Source organism: Aeromonas sp. s11, from assembly GCF_040907945.1.
In the GTDB taxonomy this organism is placed as follows: Bacteria; Pseudomonadota; Gammaproteobacteria; order Enterobacterales; family Aeromonadaceae; genus Aeromonas; species Aeromonas veronii.
On the sequence record NZ_JBFOCU010000032.1, the window covers coordinates 19,272 to 33,472 of the forward strand.

The 14,201-nt window shown below is 59.7% G+C and carries 12 protein-coding genes; 6 read left to right on the plus strand and 6 right to left on the minus strand.

The annotated features are described in order from the left end of the window. Window positions 1-96: 96 nt before the first annotated feature. From AB5Y84_RS09845 to AB5Y84_RS09860, 4 genes are all read right to left on the minus strand, one after another. The gene (locus AB5Y84_RS09845) at window positions 97-930 is read right to left on the minus strand and encodes a cobalamin-binding protein (RefSeq protein ID WP_257724883.1); all 834 of its coding nucleotides are present in this window, start codon (window positions 928-930) and stop codon (window positions 97-99) included. Then, entirely contained in the window at window positions 923-1,885 is a 963-nt protein-coding gene (locus AB5Y84_RS09850; protein ID WP_201998332.1) for a cobalamin biosynthesis protein, read from the minus strand. The genes AB5Y84_RS09845 and AB5Y84_RS09850 overlap by 8 nt, the downstream gene beginning before the upstream one ends. Continuing rightward, on the minus strand, window positions 1,882-2,574 hold the full coding sequence (mtnN, locus tag AB5Y84_RS09855) for a 5'-methylthioadenosine/S-adenosylhomocysteine nucleosidase (RefSeq protein WP_040067225.1): 693 nt from the start codon (window positions 2,572-2,574) through the stop codon (window positions 1,882-1,884). Before mtnN ends, AB5Y84_RS09850 begins: the two co-directional genes overlap by 4 nt. A 169-nt stretch (window positions 2,575-2,743) precedes the next feature. After that, complete coding sequence (locus tag AB5Y84_RS09860) at window positions 2,744-3,676, minus strand: ZIP family metal transporter (RefSeq protein WP_201998330.1); 933 nt, start codon at window positions 3,674-3,676, stop codon at window positions 2,744-2,746. 387 nt (window positions 3,677-4,063) lie between these two features. Here AB5Y84_RS09860 and AB5Y84_RS09865 point away from each other — a divergent pair, with 387 nt between their 5' ends. Continuing rightward, on the plus strand, window positions 4,064-5,695 hold the full coding sequence (locus AB5Y84_RS09865) for a methyl-accepting chemotaxis protein (protein ID WP_201998328.1): 1,632 nt from the start codon (window positions 4,064-4,066) through the stop codon (window positions 5,693-5,695). 406 nt (window positions 5,696-6,101) lie between these two features. Here the strand turns inward: AB5Y84_RS09865 and suhB are convergent, their stop codons facing one another. Continuing rightward, the gene (suhB, locus tag AB5Y84_RS09870) at window positions 6,102-6,905 is read right to left on the minus strand and encodes an inositol-1-monophosphatase (RefSeq protein WP_021230872.1); all 804 of its coding nucleotides are present in this window, start codon (window positions 6,903-6,905) and stop codon (window positions 6,102-6,104) included. Between the two features lie 199 nt (window positions 6,906-7,104). Between suhB and AB5Y84_RS09875 the strand changes: the two genes are divergently transcribed. From AB5Y84_RS09875 to emrD, 3 genes are all read left to right on the plus strand, one after another. After that, entirely contained in the window at window positions 7,105-7,560 is a 456-nt protein-coding gene (locus tag AB5Y84_RS09875; protein ID WP_201998326.1) for a hypothetical protein, read from the plus strand. A 168-nt stretch (window positions 7,561-7,728) separates the two neighbouring features. After that, window positions 7,729-8,391, plus strand: coding sequence for a glutathione S-transferase family protein (locus AB5Y84_RS09880; RefSeq protein ID WP_005333923.1), 663 nt, complete (start codon window positions 7,729-7,731; stop codon window positions 8,389-8,391). A 262-nt stretch (window positions 8,392-8,653) separates the two neighbouring features. Next, window positions 8,654-9,850, plus strand: coding sequence for a multidrug efflux MFS transporter EmrD (emrD, locus tag AB5Y84_RS09885; RefSeq protein ID WP_005333920.1), 1,197 nt, complete (start codon window positions 8,654-8,656; stop codon window positions 9,848-9,850). Between the two features lie 84 nt (window positions 9,851-9,934). On the opposite strand, the gene AB5Y84_RS09890 is transcribed toward emrD, so the two are convergent. Beyond that, a complete protein-coding gene (locus tag AB5Y84_RS09890; protein WP_257724882.1) occupies window positions 9,935-10,843 on the minus strand; it encodes a LysR family transcriptional regulator in 909 nt (302 codons plus the stop codon). Window positions 10,844-11,004: 161 nt separating this feature from the next. Here AB5Y84_RS09890 and fdhD point away from each other — a divergent pair, with 161 nt between their 5' ends. Together fdhD and AB5Y84_RS09900 are read left to right on the plus strand one after the other, a co-directional pair. Then, a complete protein-coding gene (gene fdhD / locus AB5Y84_RS09895) occupies window positions 11,005-11,802 on the plus strand; it encodes a formate dehydrogenase accessory sulfurtransferase FdhD (RefSeq protein ID WP_257724881.1) in 798 nt (265 codons plus the stop codon). Beyond that, window positions 11,789-14,080 (plus strand): FdhF/YdeP family oxidoreductase, encoded by a 2,292-nt coding sequence (locus AB5Y84_RS09900; RefSeq protein WP_257724880.1) that lies wholly within the window; start codon window positions 11,789-11,791, stop codon window positions 14,078-14,080. Before fdhD ends, AB5Y84_RS09900 begins: the two co-directional genes overlap by 14 nt. The last annotated feature ends 121 nt before the right edge of the window (window positions 14,081-14,201 follow it).

The window sequence follows — 14,201 nt, forward strand, 5'->3', positions numbered from 1 at the left end:
CCATGATGAAGATTGGTATCTACGGAATTCTAAAGCACTTTTTATGCCATTTGCAGACGTAAATTGGAAGGCGTGATCTGAATGGCTGTTTTTTGGCTATTTGTTGCTGCGTTGGGCAATGGCTCGGCAAACCTGCTCCACCGCATTGAGGGCCCTTGGGGTGAATCGGTGCAGCTCATCGGAGTTGACCAGCATCAGTCGGTGATGTTTCACCGCATCAAGGTTTGGCCACTGCTGCCAATGACGCAGGGCGTCAGGATCTTGACTCCCGGCCAGGAGCAGCGCGGGGTTGGCCCTGATCACCTGTTCCATGCCCACTTGAGGGTAAGGGGTCTTGGCATTCGCCATGATGTTGATCCCGCCGCAGAGTTCGATGGCCTGAGCCGGCCAGGCATTGCCACTGACGCTGGTGAGCGGCGGGTACCAGAGCTGGTAGAACACCTTGACGCCGGTTGGCCTGCCATAGCGCTGTTGCAGGAAATGCAGGCGTGCCAGATAGCGATCGGCGGCTTCGTTGGCGCTCTTTTCCATTCCCAGCAATTTGCCCAGCGCCCGCATTTCTACGGCCAACGAGGAAAAATCGGTAGGCTCAGAGTAGAAAATCGGGATACCCAGCTGCTCCAACGGGGCCAGCATCCGTGATTGAGCTGAGCGCCAGCCGAGAATGAGATCCGGCTTTTGCGCCAGCACTGCCTCGACGTTGATGCTGCGATAATTCGCTACCTTGGGCTTGGTTTTTACCTCGGGGGGATAGTCTGAGGCATCGTCAATTGCCACCAGCTTGTCACCGGCGCCAATTTCGTAGAGCAATTCGGTCAGGTGAGGAACAACGCTCACCACCCGGGTCGGCGTGGCGGCCAGCAGGGCACCGGGCAACCAGGCAAGCAGCACGCAGGTCAGCCAGACAGGCAATCGCAACCATCTAACCATGAAATAACCCCGCCACAGTGACAAGCAGCGCGAGCATCAACCAGCCCCAGCCAATTCCTTGCAGAATATTGAGCACCTTGCGCGGTGACTCACCGTCGGGGTCATCACCGCTGCCAAGTATCGACCAGCGTTGCAAGGTTCCCTGATAGTAGCGGGGGCCGCCAAGGCGGATCCGGCACTTGTCAGCAAGTAGCGTCAACAGCATCCCGATGGCGGGATAGGGCCAGAGCGCCCCACTGCGCAGCAGCTGTGCGGCCTGTTTGAGACGGCTTGCCAGCAGTGGCAGCCCCAGCAGCAAAATGACGGAGGCATTGAGCCCCTGATAGAGCGCGCTGGCGGCGCGACCAAAGTGGTCGAAGGCGGGATCTTTGCGACTCCAGCTCTGATTCATCAGCTGCACCAGCCGCCAGAGCAGGGCGCCTTGTACCCCCGCGAGGGCATACCCCAGCAGCGGGCCAGCCCATTGGCCGATCAGGCGCAGGGCGCAGCTCTCCGTCACCGCTTTGGCGAGCCCCATGGTCGAGAGTTTACCGGTCTCCCGCTTAAGCCAGGGGGCGGACTGCAATCTCGCCAGCGGCAGCGTCTCCTGCGTGGCGAGCGAGCGGGTGGCATGGGCGAGTTCGCGCAGCGGACGGGATTCGAGCATCAGCAGCAGGAACAGCAGGTCGAAGAGCGGCTCGCTCAGGGCCAGATTGCGCAGTGACCAGAGCCCGGCGGCGCAGGGGAGCCAGACTACCAGCATTGCCAGCAGGCCGGCCTGCATTTGCTGGCCGGGTGAACCATCGGGTCTGTGTACCTTGTGCCCCAGCCGGGTCAGCAGGGGCGTGACGGCCGAAAGACGTAGATGGGATGGCCACGGGATCACCGCCTCCAGCAGGGCAGCACCTACCAGAATGGCCGCCGTCGTCGAGAGGAGGGCGTCGGCCATCAAATCAAGCGAGCCGGTCTCGATCACAGCTTGCCGAGCATCTTGATGATCACTTCGGCGGAGTGCTTGCCGGCCACTTCGATGAAGGCATCGAAGGATTCAACCTGTTCCTTGCCAGCGATATCGGACATGGCGCGTACCACTAGATAGGGCACCTTGAACATGTGGCACACCTGACCGATCGCGGCACCTTCCATCTCGACCGCCAGCATCTGCGGGAAGTCGGCGCGAGCCTTGGCGATGGCGTCCGGTTTGCACATGAACTGATCGCCGGTGCAGATAAGGCCGACCTTGGTCTGGTGTTTGCCCTGCTCGGCGATGCAATCCTGAGCGACTGCAATGAGCTTCTCGTCGCAGGGGAAGGCGGCGGGTTGCTGCGCCATCTGGCCCATCTCGTAACCAAAGGCGGTCACGTCGACATCGTGGAAACGCATCTCGCTGGCGATCACCACATCACCGATATGCAGGTCTTGGGCAAAGCCGCCCGCAGAGCCGGTATTGATGACGCAGTCGGGGGCAAATTTTTCCAGCAGCAGGCTGGTGGCCACGCTGGCGGCAACCTTACCGATACCGGAGCGGGTCAGGATCACCTCTTTGCCTGCCAGCATCCCTTGATAGAACTCGCAGCCGCCCAGTTGCAGGGTGGTGGGGTTGCTCATCTGGCTGCGCAGCAGGGCTACTTCTTGCTCCATGGCGCCGATAATACCTACTTTCATTGCTGACCTCGTCTTGATAGCCGTGTGGCTGAATTTAAGTTGCTGTAGATCATAACAAAAGATGGCGTCGGCGCCGAGAGGCACAAGCGAAAGGAGAGATGAAACGCGGCGCTCCATATGGGAGCGCCGCAGGTGACAAAAAGCATTGATGAGAGAGGGGCTATTGTCTTTAGCCGAGCGCGGTATCGAGGGTCATCATCAGGGCAAAGCCTGCCATCAGGCCGAGGGTGGCATAGGTCTGGTGACCGTTGCGGTGAGTCTCCGGAATTACCTCGTGCGAGACCACAAACAGCATGGCGCCGGCGGCGAGCCCAAGTCCGATGGGGTAGGCGATGGCAAGGCCGCTGGAGAGCCCCACCCCGAGCAGGGCGCCAATCGGTTCTAGCAGGCCGCTGGCGATGGCGACCAGCACCGCCACCGAGGGGCGAAAACCGGCGGCGCACATGGCCAGCGCCACCGCCAGTCCTTCGGGAATATCCTGCAGTGCGATGGCGGTTGTGAGCGGCAGCCCCACCGACATATCCCCCTGCGAGAAGCTGACCCCGATGGCCATCCCCTCCGGCAGGTTGTGCAGGGCGATGGCAAAGACGAACAGCCAGACCCGGGAGCAGCTCTCATGGCCGGGGCCGCAGGGGCCGGTTTTGTCATGCTCGTGCGGGGTGAACTGATCCAGCCCCAGCATCAACAGTACCCCGAGGGTCATGCCGACCACCACCACGGCGGCGGCGCTAAAGCCGTTGCCGGTAATCCCCTCGGCGGCCTCCAGCCCCGGCAGCAGCAGGGAGAAGGCACTGGCCGCCAGCATCATGCCGGCGGCAAAGCCCAGCATGGTGTCCTCTACCTTTTGCGGTACCGAGCGTAGAAACAGGGCGGGCAGGGCGCCAATGGCGGTGGCGGCAAACCCGGCGGCACCACCGATCAGACCATAGCGCACGCCGCTGGTCACCTCGCCGGTAGCGAGCATGATGAGACTTTGCAACAGCAGCAACAAGACGGCAGCCAGCGCGATAAAGAGACCGAGGGCGGTAAGTGGCCGCGCCTGCAGTTGTTCACGCAGCTGGGCAGACCAGGTTGAAGCTGGCAGATACGAGCTGTTATCCATAAACAGGGCCTCTTGTTACAGCAAATGGTTACAACGAAGGGGGATGGCGCTCCCTCATCGGGTCATGTTGGTCATTACAACGAGTTGATGGCCCCTTGTCCATGCCACTGCCTCGATTGCATTTATCGGTTAACTATTTGAAATGATTTGGTCGCTATAAATATTCTGTGATGAATGTCGGGTTGTGAAGGAAATCACCTTGCATTCATTTGGTGAAATCTGGTGAAGAATTAGACGATGTTGTGATAGAGTGCGCGCCTCGCGAAATCGTCCTTCCCCCGCTTTCGCAATCTTCCATCTCCCGTCAGGAATGGCCGGGATCAGCTCATACGGATGTGATCGCTACTGTTTACCTGCTTGTCAGCAGTTGAGGATCAACAGCCAATCATGTTTTACAAGAATCTCTCCATAGGCAAAAAAATTGCCGTGGTTTTTGCGGTCATTGCCGCAGTCAACGTTCTCTTCGGTGTTTTTCTCTCCAGCGAATTGCGCGGCGTGCGCGATCGGGTGCTGAACTTTACCGACTCTACGCTGCCGAGTGTCCTGTCGGTCGAAACCCTGCTCTATGACGTCTCCTATGTCCGTCGTGCCCAGTTCGCCTTGCTGATGGTGAACGATGCCGCTGATCTGCAAGCTCGCCGCAGCCGGATCCAGCAGAATATCCAGAAAGTCGACAATGCATTTCACGCCTATGAGGCGACTGTCGGGGACGAATACGAGCGTCAAGTATTCAACCGTGCCAGACAGGAGTGGCAACGCTACTTGAGCTCAGTCAATGTGGTGGATCAACTGTTTATACAGGGAGATCTTGAGCAAGCCAAGGCTCAGCTGTTCCAGTCTAATCCCATTTATGGTGAGCTAGAAAAGGCTGTCAATGGTCTAGTGGAAGTGAACCTTGGTTTCGTCAAAGAAAACCGCAGCAGCTTGCTTGGCAGCGTCAGCATGGTGACCACCTTCGCCATGGTGAGCATCGGTGCTCTGTTGATTTTCATGGTGGCCATGACCTGGTTCCTGACCCGCCAGATCTGCCTGCCGCTGCAAGCGGTAGTGGCTCAGGCCAACGCCATTGCAGCCGGCGATCTGACTCATCAGCTGGAGCGTCAGCATATTGGCCGCGACGAGCTGGGCATGCTGGCCAAAGCCTCTCTCAAGATGCAGGACAACCTGCGCGGTCTGATTGAAGAGGTAGTGGCTGCGGTTACCCAGTTGGGTGCAGCGATTGACGAAGTGAGTGCGGTTTCCGAACAGTCTGCCAAGGGTATTCAGAGCCAGCAGCAAGAGATTTCGCTGGTGGCGACGGCCATGACCCAGATGAAGGCGACCGTTGCTGATGTGGCGGGCAATACAGAGCACACCTCTGAGTCTGCCAGTGCAGCTAATACTTTGGCCCGCAAAGGCAACCAGGATGTGCAGCGTTCGCTGGTGGCCATCACCCGTGTGGCTGAAGAGATTGAGCAGGCTGGCACGCTGGTGGCCGAACTGGAGCGTGAATCCGCCCAGATCAACGTCGTGGTCGATGTTATTCGCAGCATTGCCGATCAGACCAATCTGCTGGCTCTCAATGCCGCCATTGAGGCAGCCCGTGCCGGTGAACAGGGCCGAGGCTTTGCGGTGGTTGCTGATGAGGTGCGTACTCTGGCGGGCCGCACCCAGGCCTCTACCGGCGAGATCGTCGCCATCATCGAAACCCTGCAGTCTCGCGCCAATCAGGCGAAAGAGGTGACAGGGCTGAGCTGCGACATGATCCGCCAGTGCGTAGCCCAAAGCGAGCAGACCGGTACCGGTATCCAGCAGATCGAAGAGGCTGTCGCCCAGATTGCCGATATGGCGATCCAGATTGCCAGCGCCTGCGGCGAGCAGGATGCGGTCTCCGACGAGCTGGGCCGCAACGTCGAGCGGATCAACGAGTCCGCCAACGAGGTAGCCCTGGGCGCCGATCATACTGCCCGCGCCTGTCTGGAGCTGAGCCAGCTGGCGGTGGGTCTGAAGCAGACTATCGGTCGCTTCCGCCTCGCCTGATAAGGGGGCTGGAGTGCTCCGGCCTCTTTATTCATAAAAAGTCGGGGCGCTTTGCCTGCCTTCACGACACCCGGCCATGTGCCGGGTGTTTTTTTATCTGGAGATGGGTACGCCTGATGGTTGGGGTTTTTCGCAAGAGGATGAAGGTCAGGGCAACAAACAGGGGGCTGATGATTATCCCGGCCTGTGACGGTGATATTCAAGAAGGTTGCTTAAGGCGTATTTGCTAACGAGAGAAGGGCGACGAACTGTTTTGGGGATGGGGAACGGGACGAGCTGATGGTGTGCCCGCTGCGGGGAGGAGAGAATAAGCAGTGAGCTGGTGTGGCCTGACAGGGCATATCGCAGCAATAAAAAAACCGGCTTGCGCCGGTTTTTTTATATTGGTGAAGGCTGGGGAGCTGGCTTATTTGGCCAGAGACTCCGGCAGCTCTTCACGGATCTTGCCCAGCATCTCTTTCAGGACGCGCGGGTTGGCAACCACGATGTTGCCGGAGTTTTCGTAGTTGTGACCGCCTACGAAGTCGGTGACGATGGCGCCAGCTTCTTTGGCCAGCAGTTCACCGGCAGCGGTGTCCCAGGGCTTGAGGCCGATTTCCCAGAAACCGTCGACGCGACCGGCAGCCACGTAGGCCAGATCCAGTGCGGCAGAGCCGGAGCGACGGATGTCGGCACATTCGATGAACATGCTCTGGAACATCTTCAGGTAAGGCTCGATGTGATGCTTCTGCTTGAACGGGAAGCCGGTCGCCAGCACGGTGCCAGCCAGCTCTTTGGCCTTGCCGACACGAATGCGGTAGCCGTTCAGCTGGGCGCCGCTACCACGGGTAGCAGTAAACAGTTCGTCACGGATGGGATCGTAAACAACGGCTTGCTCGGTTTTGCCTTTCACGCGCAGGGCAATGGAGACGGCAAAGTGCGGAATACCTTTGACAAGGTTGGTCGTGCCATCCAGTGGGTCAATGATCCATTGGTAGTCCGGATTGGTACCGGCAATCTCACCAGACTCTTCAGCAACAATGCTGTGCTCCGGGTAAGATTTTTTGATGGTGTGAATGATGGCCGCTTCGGCTTCACGGTCAACGTTGGTCACGAAGTCATTGCTGCCTTTTTGGATAGCCTCAATGTTCTCAGGCTGGGAGAAGGCTTTTACTACAACTTGACCGGCGTTGCGCGCAGCGCGCACGGCGATATTCAGCATCGGATGCATAGGTTCACCACTGGATGTTAAAGAACGGGGGATAAAAGGACGCGGTATGATACCAGTATTTTGTGCGATGGCAACTGTTATCCCCCTACGACCAATTGATTACCACTGCCAGATTTGACGGCTCCAATATAGACCAGAACTGCGCTAGTCTTATCCCAGCAGCCGGATACAGGCTGTCATGAGCATAGGGATGTGAACCATGAATTTGTCATTAGTGAGTCAGAACGTGTCAGCGGCCAGCGAGGGACTTTTGGCCATCTTGCGGTCATCACCCGAGTATGGTGATCACTTTGCCCACATCACCGTGCCCCCCCTGGCCCAGTGGCAACCGGCCAAGACGGAGGCGGCGATCCTGCTGATCGACGGCGATGCGCCCTGGCAGGATGCCGGATTTGCCCGGGGAGAGGATGAGACGATCGGTTTGCCGGTCTTGCCGCTGCTGATCCGCAAGGGGGACAAGGAGCTGACGGTCTGCGGGCCGGATGTGCGTGACCCCCGTTTCTATTTTGTCTCAAACGGCATCGTGCTGGATGAGTCGGAGCTGGCCGAACCTGCTTGCAGCCGGGTGCTGTTGCGCAAGCTGGAGTCCTACTTCCCGCTGCTTTCCCGCCTGATCATGCTGCGCCAGCGCAAGCCGGTCGCCGTGATCAACTAATATCTACCATCGCCAGAGCGCACCAGCGGCGCACCGTGGCCTTGTTTGGCCTACGGTGCGCCGCTTTTTAATGGTCTGGAGCCGGTCACTTGTTGCAAGATGAGGCGGCTATGGTGTTGCACCCTGTTCCAACCGTGCAATCTGGCTATGACCAACAAGGAGTGAATCATGATCGACTTTTACACCGCCGCGACCCCCAATGGTTTCAAAGTGGCGATCGCCCTCGAAGAGCTGGGTTTGCCCTATCGGGTCATTCCTCTCGATCTTTCGGCGCTGGATCAGAAGAAGCCCGAGTTTCTTGCCATCAACCCAAATGGCCGTATTCCGGCTATCGTCGATCGGGATAACGACGATTTCGCCGTATTCGAGTCGGGGGCCATCCTCATCTATCTGGCGGAGAAAGCAGGCAAGTTGCTGCCCGCTGATCCCAAACGCCGCTCTCAGGCCATCCAGTGGCTGATGTTCCAGATGGGCGGGGTAGGACCCATGATGGGGCAGGCCAACGTCTTCTACCGCTACTTCCCCGAGAAGATCCCCGCCGCTATCGAACGCTACCAGAAGGAGGGGCGCCGCCTGTTCGAGGTGCTCGACAGCCATCTGGCCCATCATGAATATCTGGCGGACGAGTACAGCATCGCCGATATCGCCACCTGGCCCTGGGTGCGGATTTATGACTGGAGCGGCATCTCCATCGAGGGGTTACCCCATCTGCAAGCCTGGATGGATCGGATGGCCGAGAAGCCTGCCTGCCAGAAGGGGATCACCATACCGCCGCGCAAGGAGCAGCCCGATGAGCTGATCAAGCAGGCGCAGCAGATGGTAACACGTTGATTTTTAACTACTGACGGGGCGTGCTGCCCCGTAATATTAGAAAAACTAAGGCAAGCCGATTATAAAGATTCGTTCGTTTTTTGTGAGCTGAATCACTATGATGCCCCCATACCACCAAGCGTCCTGTGCGGTGGCTTGGCGGGCTCCCCGCCTACTGTTTCCAACACTGTTTTTGATTGCATCACAGCCTCTGTGATCAGATTCCTCTGGGCCATTTTGTGCCAGAGGGGCGGCAGCATTTTTTCGATTTTTTGGGACTGATATGGATCGGCACAGTTTTTATCCGTTGTTTTTACTGACCATTCTGATGGTCGCTGTGGGCCAGATGACCCAGACCCTTTATGTTCCCTCCATTCCCATGATGGCGGGGGACTTCAATGTGGCCTCGGGCCAGTTGCAGGCGGTGATGGCCTGTTACCTGATCCCCTATGGCCTCTCCCAGTTTGTCTATGGGCCGTTGTCGGATCGTATCGGCCGTCGCCCAGTGCTGATCGTCGGCATGATGGTGTTTCTGGTGGGCACCCTGATCATTCAGGTCATCCCCCATTTTGCCGCCCTGCTAGTGGGTAGCTTTATTCAGGGGCTGGGTACCGGTGCCGGTGGCGCCATGAGCCGTACCGTGATGCGCGATCGCTACAACGGCGCCGAGCTCAACCGCGCCAACAGTCTGGTGAGCATGGGGGTGATCTTCTCCCCGCTGCTGGCCCCGGTGCTGGGTGGCTGGCTGACCGAGCTGTTCAACTGGCGCGCCGGTTACTGGTTCCTGTTCGGTTTTGGTGCCGTAGCAACCCTGGCGATCATGGCCTGGTTTGGCGAGACCTTGCCTGCTGCTGCCCGTCAGCCACTGCGCGTCGGTGCTGCCTATCGTCATGTGCTGGGCAACCCCAAGTTTCAGGGCAACCTGCTCTGCCTGATGGCGACCTTTGCCGGTTTGGCAGTGTTTGAGGCTGCGGCTGGTGTGCTGCTGGGCGATGTGCTGAAACTGAGCGCCCGTACCGTGAGCGTGCTGTTCGTGCTGCCGCTGCCCGGCTATCTGTTCGGGGCCTGGCTCTCTGCCAAGCTGAGCTTCCGTTTGACTCAGGGCAAGCTGATGCGTCTGGGGATCGCCTTTCTGGCGCTCGGCTCCCTCATCATTCTGGTGCCGGGGCTGTTCGGGGTGGTGAGTGCCGCCTCGCTGGTTGGTGGTGCGGCCGTCTACTTCATCGGTAGCGGCATTCTCTACCCGACCGCCACTTCCTGTGCCATCGAGCCCTTCCCGGGGCAGGCCGGCACCGCGGGTGCCATTCTCGGCGGGATGCAGAATCTGGGAGCCGGTGTGGTGACCCTGCTGGCGGCCGGTTTCCCGATGACCGGGCAGGTGACTCTGGGGGCCATCATGACCCTGATGGTGCTGATCGTGGCGCTGAGTTTTGTCTGGCTGCGCCACCACGGCTCGCCGCACGAGCAGATGGCGATTTGATGCTCGCGCTTGCTCTCTGAAAGCCCGCCTTCTGGCGGGCTTTTTCTTTACCAGAACCTAATGCGGTCTACTGCTTGGCCTGCGTCAAGGCGCGTTTGCCGGTTCACCTTCTGCCACCAGTTCAAGAAAGGCGCGCATGGCGGGGGTGATGCTCTGCTGGCGGGTCAGAAAGGCGGTATGGCCGATATTCTCCAGCGGAGCGAGAGGCAGGCAAACGAGATCCGAGAGTTTGCTGGCAGAGCGGGCGAGGCCTGCGCTGACGATGGCCCAGCCCAGCCGGTGGCGTACGGCGCTGACCAGATGGAACAGCGAGTCGGTCTCCAGTACCACGTTGAGCGAGGTGCCCACCTGCTCGGCGGCACGATCCAGATATTGACGAAATTGCATGGTGCGGCTGGGCAGCACCAACGGCTGTTGCTGCAGTTCAGCAAGCGCAATGTCGCCGCTGCGCGGGTACTTATCCGCTTCGTCACGGTTCATCAGCACCGCCATCTGGTTGGCGCCTTGCGGGTAGACGTGAAAGGCGCGCCGGCCAGCCCCGCCAACCGGTTCATCAAATCCCAGTCCGATATCGCACTGATGCAGCTCCAGCTGTGACAGTAGTGCTTCGTTGCTGAGCACCGATAGGCGAATGACGATGTCGGGGTAGCGCTGCTTGCAGCGGGCGATAAAAGGCATGATGTCTAGATTGGACTGGGGCACGATGCCGATGCGCAGGGTGCCGGATAGCTCGCCCTGAAACAGGGCCAGCTCCTGCTTGAGCGCCTCCTGTTCCAGCAACATCCGTTCGGCATACTGGCGTACCAGCTCGCCGGCCTCGGTCAGGGCGACAAACTGGCTGGTGCGTACCACCAGATCGGTGCCGACACTCTTTTCCAGGGCAGTAATGCTGGCCGAGAGGGTCGGTTGGGTGATGTGGCAGGCTTTGGCCGCTTTGGCAAAATGCCGGTGTTTGGCCAGCTCGTGAAAGTAGTGAAGTTGCTTGATGTTCATCTGGTTGTAGTGGAGGCAGTGGAACCGGCTATTGAAGAATTAATCAATTGAAAAAACATCTTCGATAGAACAACTCTATCAGGATATAGATTTATTTCATTGGTTTTGCGTCAGTCGCCTCTCTAAACTTGAATGCAGTTTGCATTTTTAGGCCAACCTGCATGCCTGCCCATTCTCCCGTCGCAACCCCCGCCAACTTGCCGTCACTGGATCATCTTGTGGAAGAGGTAGCCGTCGCCATCAACATCAATGGCATCAACCACGCGGTGATGATGGCGACCCCGGACGATCTCGACGACTTTGCCGTCGGCTTTCTGTTTGGTGAGGGGATCATCCGGCATAACCACGAAGTCCACGACATTGAGATCGCGCCAGCCGAGCAGGGGGTGGTGCTGGATGTGACCATTGCCAACCGCTCCCTGGCTGCTTTGGCTGAGAACAAGCGCCGGCTGACCGGGGTGACCGGCTGCGGCATCTGCGGCGTAGCGGCGGTGGAGCAGGCGCTGCCCGCATTGCCGGTGTTGCCGCTGACGCCGCCGCTGGATGGGGCCTTGCTGGCGGGGCTGCGTGCGCAGATCGCCCGGTGGCAGCTCAAGGGACAGCAACACGGCGCCCTGCATGCGGCGCTGGCGCTGGGTGCCGAGGGGCGGATCCTCCACTGCCGGGAAGATATCGGGCGCCACAATGCTCTAGACAAGCTGATCGGCCTGCTGCTGCGTCAGCAAAGTGCGTGCGACACCCTGGTGGTGACCAGCCGCTGCGGTAGCGAGCTGGTGCAAAAAGCCGCCCGCTTCGGTGCCCGTCATCTTATCTGTCTGGCATCGCCCAGCCAGCTGGCGGTCAGGTTGGCCCTCAAATACAACCTCAACGTCGTTCATATTCCCAAGTTTGATGCCCCGGTCAGCTATTCGAGCTGTCGCCCGGCGGATCCCATCGGAGAGTGCCATGAGTCATATTGAAAAGCCCGCCAAAGCCGGCGGTTTTTCGTCCCTGCAATCCACCATGAAACAGGTGCTGCGCAGCCAGAAGACCCGTCAGAACATCAAGAACCTGCTGAGGGTCAACCAGACCGATGGCTTCGATTGCCCGGGGTGTGCCTGGGGTGACAACGATCACGGCACCTTCCAGTTCTGTGAAAACGGCGCCAAGGCAGTGGCCTGGGAGTCCACCGGCAAGACGGTGGGGGCCGAGTTTTTCGCCGCCCATTCGGTGCGCCAGCTGGCCAGCCAGAGCGACTACTGGCTCGAGTATCAGGGGCGGCTGACCGAGCCGATGCGCTACAACCCGGCGACCGACCACTACGAGCCGGTGAGCTGGGACGACGCCTTCGCCCTGATCGCCGGCACCCTCAAGGGGCTGAATAGCCCGGACGAGGTGGAGTTTTACACCTCAGGGCGAGCCAGCAACGAAGCTTCCTACCTCTATCAGCTGTTTGGCCGCCTGTTTGGTACCAACAACTTCCCAGACTGCTCCAACATGTGCCACGAGGCGAGCGGGGTAGCGCTGATCCAATCGGTCGGCATCGGCAAGGGGACTGTGGTGCTGGATGACTTCGACCAGGCCGATGCGGTGTTCGTCTATGGCCAGAATCCGGGTACCAACCACCCGCGCATGATGAATGCCCTGCGTCAGGCGGCGCGTGGCGGCTGCAAGATCGTCAGCTTCAACAACTTGAAAGAGGTGGCCCTCGAGCGCTTCGCCAGCCCGCAGAGCCCGCTTGAACTGCTGACCCCGGCGGCCACCACCATCAGCCACCAATACCTGACGCCGAAACTGGGGGGCGATATGGCCGCCATCCGCGGCATGGCCAAGTACATCCTGGAAGAGGCGCCAGAGGCGGTGGATCGCGACTTTATCGCCCGCCACACCCACCACTTTGCCGAGTATGAGGCGCAGGTGCGTGCCACCGACTGGGCGGCGATCGAGCAGCAATCCGGCCTGACCCGCGCCGACATCGTGCAGGCGGCCCGGGTATTTGCCGTCAGCCAGCGCATTATCAGTTGCTGGGCCATGGGGGTGACCCAGCACCTGCACTCGGTTGATACCATTCGCGAAATCGTCAACCTGCACCTGATGCGTGGCCAGATTGGCAAGCCGGGGGCGGGGCTCTGTCCGGTACGGGGTCACAGCAACGTGCAGGGCAACCGTACCATGGGTATCAACGAAAAGCCCACCGCCGCCTTTATCGACCGGCTCGAGCGTCACCTGCAGGTGAGCCTGCCGCGGGCCCGCGGTCACAATGTTTACGAAGCGCTCAAGGCGCTGGACGAGGGCAAGAGCAAGGTGCTTATCTGCTTGGGCGGCAACCTGGCGGCAGCGGCGCCCGACACCGACTTCACCTACGGGGCGATGAAAAAGGCCGAGCTCAATGTGCAGATCAGCACCAAGCTCAACCGCAGCCATCTGCAGGTGGGTAAGGCTGCGCTGATCCTGCCCTGCCTCGGCCGTACCGAGCTCGATATCCAGCGCAGCGGCAACCAGAAGATCACGGTGGAGGACACCTTCAGCATGGTGCACGCCTCGACCGGCGCAGCCGAGCCGGTATCGCCCCTCTGCCTCTCCGAGACCGACATAGTCGCGCGGATGGCTCATGCCACCGTGGGCAGCGAGCGGGTCGACTGGCTGGCTCTGCGCGATGACTATGCCCGTATCCGTGATCTTATCGAGCAGACCATCGCCGGTTTTGCCGATTTCAATGCCCGCATCCAGCAGCCGTGCGGTTTTCATCTCGATAACTCCGCGGCGCTATTGACGTGGAATACCGCCAGTGGCAGCGCCGAGTTTCGTGCCAGCACCCTGCCGCAATCAGTGCTGCCGGAGTGTACCCGCCATGCCGAACAGATGGCGGATCAGCCGGTACTGCTGCTGCAGAGCCTGCGCTCTCACGATCAGTACAACACTACTATCTACGGCATGGATGACCGCTATCGCGGCATCAAGGGCCAGCGCAACGTGGTGTTCATGAACGAGGCGGATGCTCGCCAGCTTGGCTTTGCCGAAGGGGATCGGGTCGACATGGCGGCCATCTGCAACGATGGGCGCGAGCGCTGCGTGACGGGTTTTGTGGTGGTGCTCTACGAGATCCCGCGTGGCAACATCGCGGCCTACTATCCGGAGACGAACCCGCTAGTGCCTATCGACAGTATCGGCGCCGGTTCGTTTACCCCCACCTCCAAGTCCATTCCGGTGCTGGTGACAGCCTCCCGCCAGCCAGAGAACCTGTTGCTGGTCAAATAAAAGCGCTAACGCGACTGGCTGCGCTCACACAGCCTGCACAGTGAATGCGATGATGCCCCGGGTGGACTTTTCATCCGGGGCATTTTTTCAGGTCTGAAAGGGGTAGGGTTCGTTGATCATC

What these genes read in the sequence shown, in the direction of transcription:
- AB5Y84_RS09845 (WP_257724883.1), bottom strand. Translation starts at nt 930, where the DNA reads ATGGTTAGATGGTTGCGATTGCCTGTCTGGCTGACCTGCGTGCTGCTT.
- mtnN (WP_040067225.1), bottom strand. Translation starts at nt 2,574, where the DNA reads ATGAAAGTAGGTATTATCGGCGCCATGGAGCAAGAAGTAGCCCTGCTG.
- AB5Y84_RS09860 (WP_201998330.1), bottom strand. Translation starts at nt 3,676, where the DNA reads ATGGATAACAGCTCGTATCTGCCAGCTTCAACCTGGTCTGCCCAGCTG.
- AB5Y84_RS09865 (WP_201998328.1), top strand. Translation starts at nt 4,064, where the DNA reads ATGTTTTACAAGAATCTCTCCATAGGCAAAAAAATTGCCGTGGTTTTT.
- suhB (WP_021230872.1), bottom strand. Translation starts at nt 6,905, where the DNA reads ATGCATCCGATGCTGAATATCGCCGTGCGCGCTGCGCGCAACGCCGGT.
- AB5Y84_RS09875 (WP_201998326.1), top strand. Translation starts at nt 7,105, where the DNA reads ATGAATTTGTCATTAGTGAGTCAGAACGTGTCAGCGGCCAGCGAGGGA.
- AB5Y84_RS09880 (WP_005333923.1), top strand. Translation starts at nt 7,729, where the DNA reads ATGATCGACTTTTACACCGCCGCGACCCCCAATGGTTTCAAAGTGGCG.
- emrD (WP_005333920.1), top strand. Translation starts at nt 8,654, where the DNA reads ATGGATCGGCACAGTTTTTATCCGTTGTTTTTACTGACCATTCTGATG.
- AB5Y84_RS09890 (WP_257724882.1), bottom strand. Translation starts at nt 10,843, where the DNA reads ATGAACATCAAGCAACTTCACTACTTTCACGAGCTGGCCAAACACCGG.
- fdhD (WP_257724881.1), top strand. Translation starts at nt 11,005, where the DNA reads ATGCCTGCCCATTCTCCCGTCGCAACCCCCGCCAACTTGCCGTCACTG.
- AB5Y84_RS09900 (WP_257724880.1), top strand. Translation starts at nt 11,789, where the DNA reads ATGAGTCATATTGAAAAGCCCGCCAAAGCCGGCGGTTTTTCGTCCCTG.